18 protein-coding genes are annotated in these 17,422 nt (G+C 70.3%); 3 read left to right on the top strand and 15 right to left on the bottom strand.

The window, feature by feature from the left end; genetic code table 11:
• Positions 1–8: 8 nt before the first annotated feature.
• From IO24_RS0127955 to IO24_RS0127965, 3 genes are all read right to left on the bottom strand, one after another.
• Positions 9–455: a VOC family protein gene (locus IO24_RS0127955; protein WP_031140238.1), complete on the bottom strand. Its 447-nt coding sequence runs from the start codon at positions 453–455 to the stop codon at positions 9–11.
• Positions 456–520: 65 nt separating this feature from the next.
• Positions 521–955 carry a helix-turn-helix transcriptional regulator gene (locus IO24_RS0127960; RefSeq protein WP_031140240.1) on the bottom strand — a complete coding sequence of 145 codons (435 nt, stop codon included), beginning with the start codon at positions 953–955 and terminating at the stop codon, positions 521–523.
• Positions 956–1,191: 236 nt separating this feature from the next.
• Positions 1,192–2,775: an MDR family MFS transporter gene (locus IO24_RS0127965; RefSeq protein WP_031140242.1), complete on the bottom strand. Its 1,584-nt coding sequence runs from the start codon at positions 2,773–2,775 to the stop codon at positions 1,192–1,194.
• Between the two features lie 121 nt (positions 2,776–2,896).
• On the opposite strand from IO24_RS0127965, the gene IO24_RS0127970 reads away from it, so the two are divergent.
• Positions 2,897–3,493 (top strand): TetR/AcrR family transcriptional regulator, encoded by a 597-nt coding sequence (locus IO24_RS0127970; RefSeq protein WP_031140244.1) that lies wholly within the window; start codon positions 2,897–2,899, stop codon positions 3,491–3,493.
• Between the two features lie 25 nt (positions 3,494–3,518).
• On the opposite strand, the gene IO24_RS0127975 is transcribed toward IO24_RS0127970, so the two are convergent.
• Entirely contained in the window at positions 3,519–4,226 is a 708-nt protein-coding gene (locus IO24_RS0127975) for a M23 family metallopeptidase (RefSeq protein WP_031140246.1), read from the bottom strand.
• Between the two features lie 439 nt (positions 4,227–4,665).
• On the opposite strand from IO24_RS0127975, the gene IO24_RS0127980 reads away from it, so the two are divergent.
• Positions 4,666–5,298: an HAD family acid phosphatase gene (locus IO24_RS0127980; protein ID WP_031140248.1), complete on the top strand. Its 633-nt coding sequence runs from the start codon at positions 4,666–4,668 to the stop codon at positions 5,296–5,298.
• Between the two features lie 176 nt (positions 5,299–5,474).
• Here IO24_RS0127980 and IO24_RS0127985 read toward each other — a convergent pair whose 3' ends face one another.
• Positions 5,475–8,000, bottom strand: coding sequence for an ATP-dependent Clp protease ATP-binding subunit (locus IO24_RS0127985; protein WP_031140250.1), 2,526 nt, complete (start codon positions 7,998–8,000; stop codon positions 5,475–5,477).
• Between the two features lie 430 nt (positions 8,001–8,430).
• Here IO24_RS0127985 and IO24_RS0127990 point away from each other — a divergent pair, with 430 nt between their 5' ends.
• Positions 8,431–9,099, top strand: coding sequence for an SCO3374 family protein (locus tag IO24_RS0127990; protein WP_031140252.1), 669 nt, complete (start codon positions 8,431–8,433; stop codon positions 9,097–9,099).
• A gap of 9 nt (positions 9,100–9,108) precedes the next feature.
• Here the strand turns inward: IO24_RS0127990 and IO24_RS0127995 are convergent, their stop codons facing one another.
• The 10 genes from IO24_RS0127995 to IO24_RS0128040 form a co-directional block, all read right to left on the bottom strand.
• Positions 9,109–9,444 (bottom strand): histone-like nucleoid-structuring protein Lsr2, encoded by a 336-nt coding sequence (locus tag IO24_RS0127995; RefSeq protein ID WP_010048839.1) that lies wholly within the window; start codon positions 9,442–9,444, stop codon positions 9,109–9,111.
• Positions 9,445–9,710: 266 nt separating this feature from the next.
• Positions 9,711–10,244, bottom strand: a complete 534-nt coding sequence (locus tag IO24_RS0128000) for an amino-acid N-acetyltransferase (RefSeq protein ID WP_031140257.1) — start codon at positions 10,242–10,244, stop codon at positions 9,711–9,713.
• 9 nt (positions 10,245–10,253) lie between these two features.
• The gene (locus IO24_RS0128005; RefSeq protein WP_078899398.1) at positions 10,254–10,727 is read right to left on the bottom strand and encodes a BlaI/MecI/CopY family transcriptional regulator; all 474 of its coding nucleotides are present in this window, start codon (positions 10,725–10,727) and stop codon (positions 10,254–10,256) included.
• A 146-nt stretch (positions 10,728–10,873) separates the two neighbouring features.
• Entirely contained in the window at positions 10,874–11,062 is a 189-nt protein-coding gene (locus IO24_RS0128010; RefSeq protein ID WP_031140261.1) for a hypothetical protein, read from the bottom strand.
• Between the two features lie 18 nt (positions 11,063–11,080).
• A complete protein-coding gene (locus tag IO24_RS0128015; protein ID WP_107063038.1) occupies positions 11,081–11,734 on the bottom strand; it encodes a hypothetical protein in 654 nt (217 codons plus the stop codon).
• A 144-nt stretch (positions 11,735–11,878) separates the two neighbouring features.
• Positions 11,879–12,676, bottom strand: a complete 798-nt coding sequence (locus tag IO24_RS0128020) for a type III pantothenate kinase (RefSeq protein WP_031140265.1) — start codon at positions 12,674–12,676, stop codon at positions 11,879–11,881.
• Positions 12,677–12,690: 14 nt separating this feature from the next.
• The gene (nadC, locus tag IO24_RS0128025) at positions 12,691–13,665 is read right to left on the bottom strand and encodes a carboxylating nicotinate-nucleotide diphosphorylase (protein ID WP_031140267.1); all 975 of its coding nucleotides are present in this window, start codon (positions 13,663–13,665) and stop codon (positions 12,691–12,693) included.
• Between the two features lie 5 nt (positions 13,666–13,670).
• Entirely contained in the window at positions 13,671–15,383 is a 1,713-nt protein-coding gene (locus IO24_RS0128030) for an L-aspartate oxidase (RefSeq protein ID WP_031140269.1), read from the bottom strand.
• Complete coding sequence (panC, locus tag IO24_RS0128035) at positions 15,380–16,381, bottom strand: pantoate--beta-alanine ligase (protein ID WP_031140271.1); 1,002 nt, start codon at positions 16,379–16,381, stop codon at positions 15,380–15,382. Before panC ends, IO24_RS0128030 begins: the two co-directional genes overlap by 4 nt.
• The gene (locus IO24_RS0128040; protein WP_031140273.1) at positions 16,378–17,307 is read right to left on the bottom strand and encodes a Rossmann-like and DUF2520 domain-containing protein; all 930 of its coding nucleotides are present in this window, start codon (positions 17,305–17,307) and stop codon (positions 16,378–16,380) included. The genes panC and IO24_RS0128040 overlap by 4 nt, the downstream gene beginning before the upstream one ends.
• Positions 17,308–17,422 lie beyond the last annotated feature (115 nt).

Consider the following 17,422-nt stretch of genomic DNA (forward strand, 5'->3'; position numbering starts at 1 on the left):
CTGTCGCTTCAGCAGGACCAGTCCTGGTCCATGTCGAGGCCGCCCTCGCGGGACTGGGTGAAGGAGAACCAGTTGCCGGAGTCGTCGCGGAACAGCGCCTCCGTGCCGTAGGGGCGCTCCTGCGGCTCCTGGAGGAACTCCACGCCCCGGTCCTTGAGCTTCTTGTAGTCGCCGTGGATGTCGTCGGTGGTCAGCACGCCCGCACCGAGCGCGCCCTTCGCCACCAGCTTGCGGAGCATCTCGGCGGACTCGGGGTCCATCGCGGGCCCGCCGGGCACCATCAGCGTCAGCTCGACGTCGGGCTGGTTCGGCGAGCCGACCGTGAGCCAGCGCATGCCGCCCTCGCCCATGGTCATGTCCGTACGGACCTCCAGGCCCAGTTTCTCCGTGTAGAACTCCTTCGCCCGGTCCTGGTCGAGGACCCAGACGGTCGAGATGGCGAGACCCTTGATCATGGCGTGCTCCTGCTCTGACGCTGCGGCCGGTTGTGCCTGCTCTGCCACGGTAGGCAGCCGGGGTGTCAGCCCGCTTCTCCGGAATTGCGCTGCTTGCCGGCACCGGGGGCGGAGCGGAAGCCGCCGGCCCAGAGCATGGCGTAGCACCCGGGTATGAGGGCGGCTCCGCGGCCCACGTGTTTCGTCCGGTATTCGCTGGGTGTCAGGCCGGTCCAGGCCTTGAAGCGGGCGGAGAACGTGCCGACGCTGCTGAAGCCGACCAGGTGGCAGATCTCCGTCACCGACAGGTTCGCCGTGCGCAGCAGGTCCTCGGCGCGTTCTATCCGGCGGTGGGTGAGGTACTGGCCGGGGGTCTCGCCGTACGCCTCCTTGAAGGCGCGGATGAAGTGGTAGCGCGAGTACCCGGCGTGCGCGGCCACGGTGTCCAGGTCGAGCCCGGGATCGGCCCAGTCCCGGTCCATGGCGTCCTTGGCCAGCCGGATTTGCCGCGTCTTGTCCATGTGACCGATGGTGACACGGAGGTCTGACAACGACCCCGGCTCGCTGTACAGAGCCGAGCCGGAGACCGACTGCGTGCGCGACCTCCGCCAGGACGCCTTCGGCCTCGACTGGTCGGCCGTCACGGCCGCGCGGGACTCTTCACGGCCGCGGCCCTCGTCAACGGCCTGCGCACGGCGCCCGCCGGGCATGACGAAGGCCCCCGGGCGGACACTCCCGGGGGCCTCGTGCGGTGCGGTCAGACGGCCTCGACCACGGGCGGCTGCGCCGACGGGGCGTCCGGCCTGCCGTCCTCCTTCGGTCCCGCTCCCTTCAGCGGGACCTCCTTGACGAACACGGCCGCCACGAAGGCGACCACCGCCACCACGGCCCCGAGCAGGAACGCCGAGTGCGTGCCCGCGGACACCGCGTGCTGGTACGCCTCCCGGACCAGCACCGGAAGCTTCTCCAGGCTCTTCGCGTCGAGCTGCGCGGACTGCTCGGTCACCTGGGACCCCAGGGAACCGGCCCGCTCGGTCATGACGTCCTGGACGCGGTGGTTGAACAGCGCGCCCATGATCGCGACGCCGAAGGAGGAGCCGAGGGTGCGGAAGAGCGTGCTGGACGAGGACGCGACGCCCATGTCCTTCATCTCCACGCTGTTCTGCGCGACCAGCATGGTGATCTGCATCAGACAGCCCATGCCGAGCCCGACCACGGCCATGAAGACACCGGAGGTCAGACGCGAGGTCCCGGTGTCCATCGTGGACAGCAGGTAGAGCCCGACGATCATCAGCGCGCTGCCGGCGATCGGGAAGACCTTGTACTTGCCGGTGTTCGTGGTCACCCGCCCGGCGACCATCGAGGTCACGAGCATCGCCCCCAGCATCGGCAGGAGCAGCAGCCCGGAGTTCGTCGCGGAGGCACCCTGCACGGACTGCTGGTACAGCGGCAGGAACAGCGTGGCGCCGAACATCACGAAGCCGGTGATGAAGCCGATGACCGCCATCAGCGTGAAGTTGCGGCTGCGGAAGATGTGCAGCGGCACCACCGGCTCGGCGGCCCTGGTCTGCCAGAACACGAACCCGACGAGCGCGGCGACCCCGATGCCGATCAGCTCCATGATCCGGGCGGAGCTCCAGGCGTACTCCGTGCCGCCCCACGTCGTGACGAGCACGATCGCGGTGATGCCGACGGTCAGCAGCCCGGCGCCCAGGTAGTCGATCCGCGCCTCGGAGCGCTTCTTCGGCAGGTGCAGCACCGCGCTGACGGCGACGAGCGCGACCGCGCCGAGGGGGAGGTTGATGTAGAAGGCCCAGCGCCAGCCCCAGTTGTCGGTGATGGTGCCGCCGACCAGCGGACCGCCGATCATCGCCAGCGCCATGACGCCGGCCATCATGCCCTGGTACTTGCCGCGTTCCCGGGGCGGGATCAGGTCACCGATGATCGCCATGACGCCGACCATCAGGCCTCCGGCACCGAGGCCCTGCACGGCGCGGAAGCCGATCAGCTCGCTCATGTTCTGGGCCATGCCGCTGAGCGCGGAGCCGATCAGGAAGAGGACGATGGACGACAGGAACATGCCCTTGCGGCCGTACATGTCGCCGAGCTTGCCCCACAGCGGGGTGGAGGCCGCGGTCGCGAGGGTGTAGGCGGTGACGACCCAGGAGAGGTGTTCGAGCCCGCCCAGCTCACCGACGATCGTCGGCATCGCCGTACCGATGATCATGTTGTCGAGCATCGCGAGCATCATGGCGATCATCAGCGCGAGCAGCACGACCCGCACACTCTTCGGCTGTTTCTCCGCGGCGTCGGCCGCCGGTGTGTCCGTCGTGTCCGTCATCGCTTCCCACTCCCCCAGCTGTGCTACTTACTTGCCGACCGGCTAGTGACTACACTCGGAAGCTAGACCTGAACTAGCCGGGCGTCAAGTAAGTTTTATGGAAAGCGGGGGGCGTAGGAGGATGGGCGGCACCATGGACGGCACCAGGCAGCGGCGCCGCGGGAACACCCGCCGGCGCATCCAGGACGTGGCCCTCGGCCTCTTCGCGGAGCACGGCTACGAGAAGACCTCCCTGCGCGAGATCGCGGAGCACCTGGAGGTCACCAAGGCGGCGCTCTACTACCACTTCAAGACGAAGGAAGAGATCCTCGTCAGCATCTTCGAGGACCTCACCCAGCCGATCGAGGACCTGATCGAGTGGGGCCGGCAGCAGCCGCACACCCTGGAGACCAAGCAGGAGATCGTCCGCCGCTACGCCGACACGCTCGCCCAGGCGGCCCCGCTGTTCCGCTTCATGCACGAGAACCAGGCGACGGTGCGGGACCTGCGCATCGGAGACTCCTTCAAGGAGCGCATCCGCAGCCTGCGCGACATCATCATCGACCCGGACGCGGACATGGCGGACCAGGTCCGCTGCGTCAGCGCGCTCTTCACGCTGCACGCCGGGATGTTCCTGATGCAGGACATGAAAGGCGACCCCGAGGAGAAGAACAGAGCCGTCCTCGAGGTCGCCACGGAACTGGTGACCCAGGCCCACCGGGGAGCAGGGCGCTCCTAGCGGGCCGGGGGGATCACCCCTCCGGTCAGACCTTCACGCCCTTGGCGCGCAGGAACTTCACCGGGTCGACCGCCGAGCCGTAGTTCGGGGTCGTACGGATCTCGAAGTGCAGGTGCGGACCGCTCGAGTTGCCGGTGTTGCCGGACTTGGCGATCTCCTGGCCGGTCTTGACGATCTGGCCGACCCGCACGGTGACCTTCGACAGGTGGGCGTACTGGGAGTACGTGCCGTTGCCGTGCTTGATCACGACGGCGTTGCCGTATGCGGGGCCGTCGCCGGCGCCGTTGCCGCCGGACTTGACCACGGTGCCACCGTGGGTGGCGACGACCTGGGTGCCGCTCGGCACGGCGAAGTCCTGGCCGCTGTGGGTGGACTGCCACATGCCGCCGTTCTGGGCGAAGGTCGCGGAGAGCTTGTACTTCTTCACCGGGTCGACCCAGGACGGCTTGGCCTTCTTGGCAGCGGCCTTCTTCGCGGCCGCCTTCTTCGCGGCGGCGGCCTTGGCGGCCTTCTCAGCCTTCGCGGCCTTCGCGGCCTCGGCCTTCGCGGCCTTGGCCTGGGCGGCGGCCTGAGCCTGAACGGCACTGGCGGCACCGGACGCGGCCGTGGTGTCGGCGGCGGACGCGACCCCGGCTCCCAGTGCGACCGAGACACCAAGGCCGGCGGCCAGCACGGTCGCACGGGTGCGGAGCTGGGACGTACGGGAAGAGCGGGACGTGACGCGCTGGGACATCGAAACCTCGTGGGGAAGGGGACGGAGAAAACCACCCGGCGCACAGACGCTCGCCGCATGGCCATCCCTTGGTAACCCGAAGCCCGACAAACTCCCAAAAGCGTGATCTACGACGCTAGTTAGTAATTTGGTTCAGTGTTCTACGTCTCTTGACAGAGCCGTCATTCGGGACGAATCCGGGCACTAGCCCGCACTTCCACGCCTACCGCGGGGCAAGAATCCCTTTCCTCCCACTCCGTTATCCACTATTCCAGCTAGTAACGGACATATCGCCTGTGCGGCATGTCACCGGGGGCCCTCTTCGGCCATTCCGGAAATGTGGCGCACGCCTCTAGGCACCTACCATCCGGTAACCCTACGGTTCCCCTCGCGCCACCCTCGAGCACAAGCATGCACACGACATGTTGGCAGCGTCACGGCCGTGAGAGGACCCCCACACATGCAGACCCGACGCCCCTGGTTGCGCCGCGCATCAGTGACCGCCGTCTCGGCGGCAGCCCTCGTGGCGATGGCCGCACCGGCCGACGCCGCGACCGCCACCCGGGCCTCCACGGCCGCCACCGCGTCCGCGGCCGCGGACGTCGACTACGGCACCTGGCAGAAGGACTGCCAGGCCGTGATGGACCAGGCGCTGCCCTATCTGAAGCAGCGGATCGCGGCCACGAAGCCGGGCGAGAAGCAGGCGATCGTCCTCGACATCGACAACACGGCGCTGGAGACGGACTTCGGCTTCAGCTACCCGCAACCGGCCAACAAGCCCGTCCTGGAGGCCGCCAGATACGCGCAGGAGCGCGGCGTCGCCCTGTTCTTCGTGACCGCCCGGCCGGACATCATCGCCTCGTTCACCCAGTACAACCTGAAGCAGACCGGATACCAGGTCTCGGGGCTCTACGTCCGCAACTTCATCGACCTCTTCAAGAACGTCGCCGAATACAAGACGGCCCAGCGCGTCGACATCGAGCGCAAGGGCTACACGATCATCGCGAACATCGGCAACAGCAGCACCGACCTCTCGGGCGGCCACGCCGAGAGGACGTACAAGCTGCCGGACTACGACGGTCAGCTGTCCTGACCCGTCTGTCCGACTCCCGGCAGTACCCGGCGGCAAGCCGGCCTCCGCAGGGGTGGCTCCGCTGCTGAGGAAGCTCTTGTGCCCGGACGGACCGGGAGCGGGCCTGGTCTGTCCCGGGCACGCGAGAGGGGCCGGTGCCCCGGAAGGCACCGGCCCCTCTCACTGGATCGTTACGCTCAGGCGTCCTTGCTCAGGTTCGGACCCGAACCGCCGGCCGCCTGCTCGATCGGCGGGACGTCCGGGAGAGCCGCCTTCTCCTCGCCGCGGAAGGTGAAGGTCTTGGTCTCGCCCTCGCCCTCCGTGTCGACGACCACGATGTGACCGGGGCGCAGCTCGCCGAAGAGGATCTTCTCCGACAGCGAGTCCTCGATCTCGCGCTGGATGGTGCGACGCAGCGGACGCGCACCCAGCACCGGGTCGTAGCCCTTCCTGGACAGCAGCTCCTTGGCGGACTGGGAGAGCTCGATGCCCATGTCCCGGTCCTTCAGGCGCTCGTCCACCTTGTCGATCATCAGGTCGACGATCTTGAGGATGTCGTCCTGGCTGAGCTGCGGGAAGACGACCACGTCGTCGACGCGGTTGAGGAACTCGGGCCGGAAGTGCTGCTTGAGCTCGTCCGAGACCTTGTTCTTCATGCGCTCGTAGTTGGACTTGGTGTCGCCCTGGGCCGCGAAGCCCAGGTTGAAGCCCTTGGAGATGTCCCGGGTGCCGAGGTTGGTCGTCATGATGATGACCGTGTTCTTGAAGTCCACGACCCGGCCCTGGGAGTCGGTCAGGCGACCGTCCTCCAGGATCTGCAGCAGCGAGTTGAAGATGTCCGGGTGGGCCTTCTCGACCTCGTCGAACAGGACGACCGAGAACGGCTTGCGGCGGACCTTCTCGGTCAGCTGGCCGCCCTCCTCGTAACCCACGTAGCCGGGGGGCGAACCGAAGAGACGCGAGACCGTGTGCTTCTCGCTGAACTCCGACATGTCGAGGGAGATCAGCGCGTCCTCGTCACCGAAGAGGAACTCGGCGAGCGCCTTGGACAGCTCGGTCTTACCGACACCGGACGGGCCGGCGAAGATGAACGAGCCACCGGGACGCTTGGGGTCCTTCAGACCGGCACGCGTACGGCGGATCGCCTTCGACAGCGCCTTGACGGCGTCGACCTGGCCGATGACCCGCTTGTGGAGCTCGTCCTCCATGCGCAGCAGACGCGAGGACTCCTCCTCCGTCAGCTTGAAGACCGGGATGCCGGTCGCCGTGGCGAGGACCTCGGCGATCAGCTCGCCGTCGACCTCGGCGACGACGTCCATGTCGCCGGCCTTCCACTCCTTCTCCCGCTTGGCCTTGGCGGCCAGGAGCTGCTTCTCCTTGTCGCGGAGGGAGGCGGCCTTCTCGAAGTCCTGCGAGTCGATCGCGGACTCCTTGTCGCGGCGGACGCCGGCGATCTTCTCGTCGAACTCGCGCAGGTCCGGCGGCGCGGTCATCCGGCGGATGCGCATCCTCGAGCCGGCCTCGTCGATCAGGTCGATCGCCTTGTCCGGGAGGAAACGGTCCGAGATGTACCGGTCGGCCAGGGTGGCGGCCTGGACCAGCGCCTCGTCCGTGATGGAGACGCGGTGGTGGGCCTCGTACCGGTCACGCAGACCCTTGAGGATCTCGATCGTGTGCGGCAGGGACGGCTCCGCGACCTGGATGGGCTGGAAGCGGCGCTCGAGGGCGGCGTCCTTCTCCAGGTGCTTGCGGTACTCGTCCAGCGTGGTGGCACCGATGGTCTGCAGCTCACCGCGGGCCAGCATCGGCTTCAGGATGGAAGCCGCGTCGATGGCGCCCTCGGCGGCACCCGCACCGACCAGCGTGTGCAGCTCGTCGATGAACAGGATGATGTCGCCGCGGGTGCGGATCTCCTTGAGGACCTTCTTCAGGCGCTCCTCGAAGTCACCGCGGTAGCGGGAGCCGGCGACCAGGGCGCCGAGGTCCAGGGTGTAGAGGTGCTTGTCCTTGAGGGTCTCGGGCACCTCGCCCTTGACGATGGCCTGAGCGAGGCCCTCGACGACGGCGGTCTTGCCGACGCCGGGCTCACCGATCAGCACCGGGTTGTTCTTCGTACGGCGGGACAGCACCTGCATGACCCGCTCGATCTCCTTCTCGCGCCCGATGACCGGGTCGAGCTTGGACTCACGAGCGGCCTGGGTGAGGTTCCGGCCGAACTGGTCGAGGACCAGGGACGTCGAGGGCGTGCCCTCGGCAGGCCCGCCGGCGGTGGCGGTCTCCTTGCCCTGGTAACCGGAGAGCAGCTGGATGACCTGCTGCCGCACGCGGTTCAGATCTGCGCCCAGCTTGACGAGGACCTGGGCGGCGACGCCCTCGCCCTCGCGGATCAGGCCGAGCAGGATGTGCTCCGTGCCGATGTAGTTGTGGCCCAGCTGAAGGGCCTCGCGGAGCGACAGCTCCAGGACCTTCTTGGCACGGGGGGTGAAGGGGATGTGGCCGGACGGGGCCTGCTGGCCCTGGCCGATGATCTCCTCCACCTGCTGGCGGACCGCCTCGAGCGAAATCCCGAGGCTCTCAAGGGCCTTGGCGGCGACACCTTCACCCTCGTGGATCAGGCCCAGGAGGATGTGCTCAGTGCCGATGTAGTTGTGGTTGAGCATCCGGGCTTCTTCCTGAGCCAGGACGACAACCCGCCGCGCGCGGTCGGTGAACCTCTCGAACATCGTTAATCGCTCCTCAGAGCGGTCAGGCAGTGGGGGGAACTTCCCCTCCCTGTCCTTCCGCAGCTTAGTCCCGCAAGCGGGGACCGCTCATTCCAACTGCCGACACCGTCCTTGGCCTCCTGACCCCGAACGCCGACATCTGCTCCAACCCGATGGTGCGAGACGATGTTCCCGCAGGCCAGGCAGATACCCCACTCGCCAGTACGCCGATGGCGAACGTGAGACGGCCTTTCCTGCGTGTCGCCCCCTCCCACTAGGGATGTCTTACCCGCAGCGACCGGAAGTCCATGCCGAGCGCCCCCGTTCCCTCCGCTACGGGCGAACAACCTTGCGCCTCCCCGCGCGCCTCACGCGCCCCCATTTGGCCACTCTGTGCACCCGTGACACCACCCAGCGTAACTCGCACGGTCTTCCGGCTGTTGCACTTGGCATGCTCGGCGCCCCTCACCCCGTGATCGCGTCCGCGACCCCACTCGTCCCGCTCCCCCGCCGGCCGCTCGACCCGGCCGTCGCGAGCGGTCAGGTCCGGCGGTGGTACGAGAACGAACTGGGCTGGCCTACGGTGCCCGGCGATCCCCTGCGGCTGGCCGTGGGAGTGCGCTACGACGTCCTGGACGTCCCGGCGGAGGCGGGGTACGCGGCGCTGCGGCGCCTGCCGGCGGACTCTCCTGTCGCCCTTCACGGCGACCGGATGCTGTTCCTGGTGGCCGCGGGCAGCGCGGAGGAGCTTCCCGGGCTGCTGGAGTGGCTGGACTGGGGGTCCCTGTCGCTCGATCTGGTGGCGGTCGGGGCGGGCGGCCTCATGGAGGCGCCGTCGCGCCCGGTGCCCCGCGAGAAGAGGGACACACCGCTGAGCGACGCGTTGCCGCCGCCCGGCCCCCCGGGCCGAGTCGGTTCCCAGGGGGCCGCCGTGTGGCTGCGGCCCCCCGAGCCGGGATGCGAGGCCGGGGCCTCGCTGCCGACGCTGTCGGCACTGGGGGGCTGTGAGGACGCCCCCGATCTCGTGCGGCTGGTGAACACGGTGGCCACACAGTGCCACCGGGTCCGGCTGCGACGCGTGTGCGCCCAGCCACCGGCCTCGCGTGCGCAGGGTCGGTAGTGCCGCTGTTCAGCCGTTGGCCTTCTCGTAAGCCTCGCGGATGGTCGCGGGAACACGGCCGCGGTCGTTGACCTCGTAGCCGTTCTCCTTCGCCCAGGCACGGATCGCCGCGGTGTCCTGGCTGCCGCTCGATGCGGCGCGCGCCTTTCCACGCCCACCCGAAGCACGGCCTCCGGTACGACGACCGCCCTTCACGTAAGGCTCGAGAAGGCCACGGAGCTTGTCCGCATTGGCAGTGGTGAGATCGATCTCGTACGTCTTGCCGTCCAGCGCGAACGTCACGGTCTCGTCCGCCTCGCCACCGTCGAGGTCGTCGACAAGAAGGACCTGAACCTTCTGTGCCACCGGATTTCCTTTCATCGATATCTTCAGGGCCGGGGTGTGCCGGCGTCCGCCGTATCGCCGTCCCCTGTTATATGCAGTACTGCAGTACGTCGGAAAGCAAACCGCTTTTGCCGGAAAAACACAAACCCTCGGCAGAGACCGGCAGCCCGGACTCCGTCCGGAAACGTGCGCGTTTCGGACATAGGGCACCGGGGCAGGGGCGGGCGCCGCTGAATATGCCTTGACGAACCGACCGGACCCTCTTGCGGCCCACTAGCGCCCGACGATCACAGATGCAGAAGCATCCGGCTGTTGCCCAAGGTGTTCGGTTTCACTCGTTCGAGTCCGAGGAACTCCGCGACGCCCTCGTCATAGGAACGGAGCAGCTCCGCGTAGACATCCGTGTCGACGGGCGTCTCGCCGATCTCCACGAAGCCGTGCTTGGTGAAGAAGTCGACTTCGAAGGTCAGGCAGAAAACACGCCGAACGCCGAGCCAGCCGGCGGTCTGCAGCAACTTCTCCAGCACACGGTGTCCGACGCCCGCGCCCTTCAGGCCGGGCTTCACCGCGAGAGTGCGGACTTCCGCGAGATCTTCCCACATCACGTGCAGCGCACCGCAGCCGACGACCTCGGCGTTGTCGTCCCGTTCCGCGACCCAGAACTCCTGGATGTCCTCGTAAAGCGTCACCGTTGCTTTGTCGAGCAGGATGCCGCCGCGGACGTAGGCGTCAAGGAGGCGGCGCACGGCCGGGACATCGCTGGTGCGGGCCCGTCGGACGGTGATGGCTTTTGCGGTGGCTTCGGGGCTCTTCGCGGACATGACCGGACGCTATCGCCCGCCGCGGTCCTGAGCGGAGGCGGGGTTCTCCGGGGGGCCTTCCCGGGGTTCCGCTCGTTCGGCCGGTTCTGCGGATTCCGACGGTTCGGTCGGTTCCTGGGTTTCCGGGCCCTGGACGATGCGTACGGCATCGCTGAGAGACCGCCGCTGTTCCTCGCTCATCATGCCGAAGAAGGCGACCAGAGCGGCTGCGGGGTTGTCGCTCTGCGACCAGGCCTCGTTCATCAGGGCGGCTGCGTAGGCGGCGCGGGTGGAGACGGCCTCATATCGATAGGCACGGCCTTCCGCCTCACGGCGCACCCAGCCCTTCTGATGGAGATTGTCCAAAACGGTCATCACGGTGGTGTACGCGATGGACCGCTCCTTCTGAAGATCTTCCAGGACTTCTCGAACGGTCACCGGGCGGTTCCACTTCCACACCCGCGACATGACCGCGTCTTCGAGTTCTCCCAATGGGCGAGGCACAGCTCAGAACAATAGTGGGAGATCCCGGTAATGGCGTGGCGGACGTGCGCTTCACCGGCGAACGGGAACAAAAAGGGCGTACGACTCGAGGTGCGGGCGCCGCGGAGTGCGGGCTCGCCGAGTCGTACGCCCTGGGAGCGGGTGGGTCAGGCGTCGGTCGTCGAGGGCGTCGCCGTGGGCTGGCGGGCGTCCTCCACGCGCGCGAGGGCGGCGTCCACGGCCGCGTCCTCCTTGGCCTTGTTGGCGCCGCCCTGGGTCTTCACGATCACCCGGATCACGCCGATGAAGAAGACGGCCATGACGGCCGGGGGCAGCAGCGCGGAGACGTAGTCCATGGATCCAGGGTAGCCACGTCAGCCCGCGGCGAGCTGCTGGGGGTTCGCGGGCGGTGGCGGGGCCGGCTTGCGGCGTGGGAAGACCTCGCCCGGCGTGGGGATCGGACGGGAGGGCTTCGGGGTGCCCGGGCCGGGGGCCGGGGCGGGCCTGGGGGCCGGGGCGGGCTTGCGTGCGGGTTTCTTCTCGGGCTGCTTCTCCGGGTCGCCGCCGCCCGCGAAGTCGCCGGTGGCGGCGCAGCGGCCTCCGGGAATGGCCAGGAGGCGGGTGCGGGAGCCGGGGACGGCGGCCACGGGGAGAGGGGCGGCGGTGGCGGCGCAGCGGCCCAGGAGGGCCGCTGCGGCGGGGTTGCCGCGCAGGGCACGGAGGGCGGCGAGGTCGTCGGGCAGGGGGCGGTAGCCGGCGCTCAGCGCCTCGTCCAGCAGGGCGAGGTAGCCGGCGGCGGTGCCGGGGAGGGCGGCGCGGTACCGGTCCAGGTCGGCCACGAGGAAGGCGCGCAGTCTGGCCCCCTCCCGCAGTGCCTCGTCGAGCGACTCTGCGAGACGGAGACAGTCCTGGACGTCGTCGGCCGAGGCGGGGGTGGGGTGGAGGGCAAGGGCGAGAGCGCGGCGGAGCACACGCAGCTCCTCCACGCCGAACGCCATGCCGCCGCGGGATCCGTATGGCGTGGGCATGCGGCGACGATACGCGCTAATCAGACAAATCTCGCATAGGGGGCGGGTGTGGCGTGGGGGACCACTCGTCCCGCCCAGGTGCGCTGTCCCGGGAGGCGTCCCGTTCGCAACCGGCCCCGGCAGCCCTCCCGCCCCCGGCAGCCCTCACATACGCGACACGTTCCGCTCGTACACCAGCCGCAACCCGATCAGGGTCAGCCACGGCTCGTGCTCGTCGATCACCGACGACTCGCCCAGGACCATCGGCGCCAGGCCGCCCGTCGCGATGACGGTGACGTCGTCGGGGTCCTGCGACAGCTCGCGGGCCATGCGGTTGACCACGCCGTCGACCTGGCCGGCGAAGCCGTAGATGACGCCGGACTGCATCGCCTCGACCGTGTTCTTGCCGATGACGCTGCGGGGCCGGGCCACCTCGATCTTGCGGAGCTGGGCGCCGCGGACGCCCAGGGCCTCCACGGAGATCTCGATGCCGGGCGAGATGACGCCGCCGACGTACTCCCCTCGCGCGCTGACCGCGTCGAACGTCGTCGCCGTGCCGAAGTCGACGACGATGGCCGGGCCGCCGTAGAGCTCGACCGCCGCGACCGCGTTGATGATGCGGTCGGCGCCGACCTCCTTGGGGTTGTCCATGAGGATCGGTACGCCCGTCTTGACGCCCGGCTCGATGAGGATGGCGGGCACGTCGCCGTAGTAGCGGCGCGTCACCTCGCGGAGTTCGTGCAGGACCGAGGGGACGGTGGCGCAGATGGCGATGCCGTCGATGCCGTCGCCCAGTTCGTCGCCGAGGAGCGGGTGCATGCCCATCAGGCCCTGGAGGAGGACCGCCAGTTCGTCGGCGGTGCGGCGCGCGTCCGTGGAGATGCGCCAGTGTTCGACGATCTCGTCGCCGTCGAACAGTCCGAGCACGGTGTGGGTGTTGCCCACGTCGATCGTCAGCAGCATGACCCGTACCGCCCCTACTCCGCCGGTCGCAGATCGAGGCCGATGTCCAGGATCGGCGAGGAGTGGGTGAGGGCTCCGACGGCCAGGTAGTCGACGCCGGTGTCGGCGTAGGCCTTGGCGTTGTCGAGGCTGAGGCGGCCCGAGGCCTCCAGGGCGGCGCGGCCCTGGACGAGGGCCACCGCCTGCGCGCACTCGCCCGGCGTGAAGTTGTCCAGCAGGATCAGGTCGGCGCCGGCGTCCAGGACCTCGCGGAGCTGGTCCAGGGTGTCGACCTCGACCTCGATGGGGACGTCGGGGAAGCGTGCGCGGACCGCCTGGAAGGCCTGGGCGACGCCGCCCGCGGCGACCACGTGGTTGTCCTTGACGAGAGCGGCGTCCGAGAGGGACATGCGGTGGTTGACGCCGCCGCCGCAGCGGACCGCGTACTTCTCCAGGGAGCGCAGGCCCGGCGTGGTCTTGCGGGTGTCGCGGACCCTGGCCTTCGTGCCGTCCAGGACGTCCGCCCACGCGCGCGTGGCCGTCGCGATGCCCGACAGGCGGCACAGGATGTTCAGCGCGCTGCGCTCGGCCGTGAGGAGGTCGCGGGTGCGGGTGGTGACGGAGAGGAGCTTCTGGCCCGCTTCGACACGGTCGCCGTCCTCCGCGTGGCGCTCGATCTCGAGTTCCTCCTGGCAGACCACGGAGATGACGGCCTCGGCGATGCGCAGGCCGGCCACCGTGCCCGCCTCGCGGGCGGTGAAGTCGGCCGTGGCCACCGCGTCCTCGGGGATGGTCGCCACCGTCGTCACGTCCACGCCGTGGGCCAGGTCCTCCTGGAGGGCCACGTTGGCGATGTCCTCGACCTCGACGGGGTCGAGGCCGGCGTCGGCCAGGAGCTGGGCGAGTGCGGGGTCCAGGCCGCACTCCAGGTATGCCTCGTCGTCCGCGCCGCAGGCGCAGCCGTCTCCGCAGCCTCCGGAGGAGGCGAGGGGAAGGTCGGGGGTGCTCACGTCGGTCACTGCTCCTGGGGGGCCTGGGGCGGGAAAGTCGTAGGGGGGAAGTGTGTGGTGTCCGTGGTGTGCACGGCCAGCGTGCGGTCCGGGTTCAGGGTCACGACGATGTGGCGGCGCCAGGCGGTGTCGTCGCGCTCGGGGCGGTCCTCGCGCCAGTGGCAGCCCCGGGTCTCCTCGCGCTGCAGGGCGGCGGCGACCAGGACGCGGGCCACGCACAGGAGGTTGGTGGCCTCCCAGGTGTCGACGCCGGCCTCGGCCGTCTTGCCGTTCTCGGCGAGGGCCTCCCGGGCGTCGGTGTGCAGGCGCTGGAGCTGGTCGGCGGCCTTGGTGAGGGAGCCGGCCGAGCGCAGGACGCCCGCCCCGATCGTCATGATCCGCTGGATCGTGAAGCGGGCCTGAGCGGTCTGCAGGGGATGCTCGGGGATCTCCGGGTGCGGGACCGGCTCGGGCACGCGCGCGTGGAGGCCGTTCGCCGCGATGTCGGCCGCGATGCGCTCGGCGTAGACGAGGCCTTCGAGCAGAGAGTTGGACGCCAGGCGGTTGGCTCCGTGCACGCCGGTGCAGGCGACCTCGCCGCACGCGTACAGGCCGGGGACGGTCGTACGGCCGTGGGAGTCGGTGCGGACGCCGCCGGAGGCGTAGTGGGCGGCCGGGGCCACCGGGACGGGGGTGGTCACCGGGTCGATGCCGTGGGCGCGGCAGGCGGCGAGGATCGTCGGGAAGCGGTGCTCCCACATCTCGGCGCCGAAGTGCCGGGCGTCGAGGAACATGTGCTCGGCGTCCAGCTCCTGCATGCGGCGCGTGATGCCCTTGGCGACGATGTCGCGGGGGGCGAGTTCGGCGAGTTCGTGCTGACCGACCATGAAGCGCACGCCGTCGGCGTCGACCAGGTGGGCGCCCTCGCCGCGTACGGCCTCGGAGACCAGGGGCTGCTGGCCCTCCGCGTCCGGGCCGAGGAACAGCACGGTCGGGTGGAACTGGACGAACTCCAGGTCGCTGACCTCCGCGCCCGCCCGCAGCGCGAGCGCCACGCCGTCGCCCGTCGACACCGACGGGTTGGTGGTGGCGGAGAAGACCTGGCCCATACCGCCGGTCGCGAGCACCACCGCGGGGGCGTGGACGGCCCCGACGCCGTCGTGCTGACCCTCCCCCATCACGTGCAGGGTGACACCGGCGGTGCGGCCCTCGGCATCCGTGAGGAGGTCCAGGACGAGCGCGTTCTCGACGGTGCGCATGCCCCGCGCGCGGACGGCCTCGACCAGGGCGCGGGAGATCTCGGCACCGGTGGCGTCGCCGCCGGCGTGGGCGATGCGGCGGCGGTGGTGGCCGCCCTCGCGGGTCAGTTCCAGTCGGCCCTCGGAGGACTCGTCGAACCGGGCGCCGGTCTCGATGAGGCGGCGTACGGCGTCGGGGCCCTCGGTGACCAGGAGGCGGACCGCCTCCTCGTCGCACAGGCCGGCGCCCGCCACCAGGGTGTCGTCGAGGTGCTGCTCGGGGGTGTCGCCGTCACCGAGGGCCGCGGCGATGCCGCCCTGGGCCCAGCGGGTGGAGCCGTCGTCGAGACGGGCCTTGGTGACGACGACCGTGCGCAGGCCCGCGGCCTCGCAGCGCAGGGCCGCGGTCAGCCCGGCGACGCCGGAGCCGACGACGACCACGTCCGCGGCGATGGACCACCCGGGGGCGGGCGCGTGCAGTCGTATGCCTGTGGTGGTCACGAGGCGGCTCCGAAGCTTCCGAAGGTGAGGGGGACGTTGTCGATCAGCCGGGTCGCCCCGACCCGGGCGGCGACGGCGAGGACCGCGTCGCCGGTGAAGTCCTCGCCGATCTCGGTGAAGTCGGACGGGTCGACCAGGGCGAGGTAGTCCAGCGCGAGCGGCGGGTCGAGGCGGGCGGCCTCGTCGAGGACCTGGCGGGCGGCCGCTCGGACGGCCGCCGGGCCGCCCGGAACGACCGTGGCCACGGCATGCGCGTCGGCCGCCGCGCGAGACTCCCCTATGGCGCTGAGCGCCTCGGCACGCGCGCGTGTGGCGGGCACTTCGCGGGCCCGGGCCCGCAGCGCCTCCTGCGCGGCATGCCGGTCCTGGCCCGCGAACAGGGCCCCGGACAGGGCGAGGGCGGTGCGCCGCTCCGGGGCCGACAGGTAGCGGTTGCGGCTGGACAGGGCCAGGCCGTCCTCCTCGCGGACGGTGGGCACGCCGACGATCTCCACGCCGAAGTTCAGGTCCCGCACCATGCGGCGGATCAGGGCGAGCTGCTGGGCGTCCTTCTGGCCGTACAGGGCGACGTCGGGGCGGGTGAGGTGCAGCAGCTTGGCGACGACGGTGAGCATGCCGTCGAAGTGGCCGGGGCGGGAGGAGCCCTCCAGGCGCTCGCCCATGGGGCCCGCGGTGATGCGGACCTGGGGCTCGCCGCCCGGGTAGACCTCCTCCACGGAGGGCGCGAACACGACGTCGGCGCCCGACTGTTCGGCGACGACGAGGTCGGCGTCCAGGGTGCGCGGGTAGCGGTCGAGGTCCTCGCCCTGGCCGAACTGGAGCGGGTTGACGAAGACGGTGACGACGACCTCGCCGTCCGGCCCGGCGATGCCGCGCGCGGTGCGGATCAGCGTGGCGTGGCCCTCGTGCAGCGCGCCCATGGTCATCACCACGGCGCGGCGGCCCGCACGCGCGCGTGCGTGCAGTTCTCCGGCGGTGCGCAACAGGGTGGTGGTCATCGGGCGTCCCCTTCGGTGCCGTCGGTCCCGTCGGCGAGTACCCCGAGGAGGTCCTCGGCGAGTTCCGGCTTCAGCAGTCCGTGGGCCAGGGCCCGGTCGGCGGTCGCGCGGGCCATCGCCAGGTAGCCGGCGACGGTCTGCGGGGCGTGCCGGCGCAGCTCGGTGACGTGCGCGGCGACCGTGCCCGCGTCGCCGCGCGCGACCGGGCCGGTGAGGGCCGCGTCGCCGGAGCGCAGGGCGTTGTCCAGGGCCGCGCCGAGCAGCGGGCCGAGCATCCGGTCGGGCGCCGTGACCCCGGCCGCGCTCAGCAGCTCCATGGACTGGGCGACCAGCGTGACCAGGTGGTTGGCGCCCAGGGCGAGCGCCGCGTGGTAGAGCGGCCGGTTCTCCTCGGCGATCCACTCCGGTTCGCCGCCCATCTCGATGACGAGGGCCTCGGCGGCCAGGCGCAGCTCCTCGGGGGCGGTGACGCCGAAGGAGCAGCCGGCCAGGCGCTGGACGTCCACGGGCGTGCCCGTGAAGGTCATCGCGGGGTGCAGGGCGAGCGGCAGGGCGCCCGCGCGCAGGGCGGGGTCGAGGACCCGCGCGCCGTAGCGCCCGGAGGTGTGGACGAGGAGCTGGCCCGGCCGTACGGACCCGGTGTCGGCGAGGCCGGTGACCAGGCCGGGCAGGGCGTCGTCGGGAACGGTCAGCAGCACCAGGTCGGCCCGCTTCAGGACCTCGGCGGGCGGCATCACCGGCACGTCGGGCAGCAGTTGCGCGGCCCGGCGCCGGGAGGTCTCCGAGACCGCCGAGACGGCGACCGGGCGGTGCCCGGCGAGCTGCAGGGACGCCGCCAGGGCGGGGCCGACGCGGCCGGCGCCGACGACGCCGACGGTGAGCCGCGCGGGGCGGTCCCTGGGGTCTGGCTGTGGGGTTGTGTTCACTCGACGGCGGCCTTCCCGTTCCAGTCCGCTCCGGGTACCGGACGATTTCTCGTCATGTTAACGCGATCGGTTCGAGGGACGTTCGGCCGTCCACAGGCTGTGCATGCCCGTGCGG

It is taken from the genome of Streptomyces flavovariabilis, from assembly GCF_000725785.1.
Taxonomy (GTDB): domain Bacteria; phylum Actinomycetota; class Actinomycetes; order Streptomycetales; family Streptomycetaceae; genus Streptomyces; species Streptomyces hawaiiensis.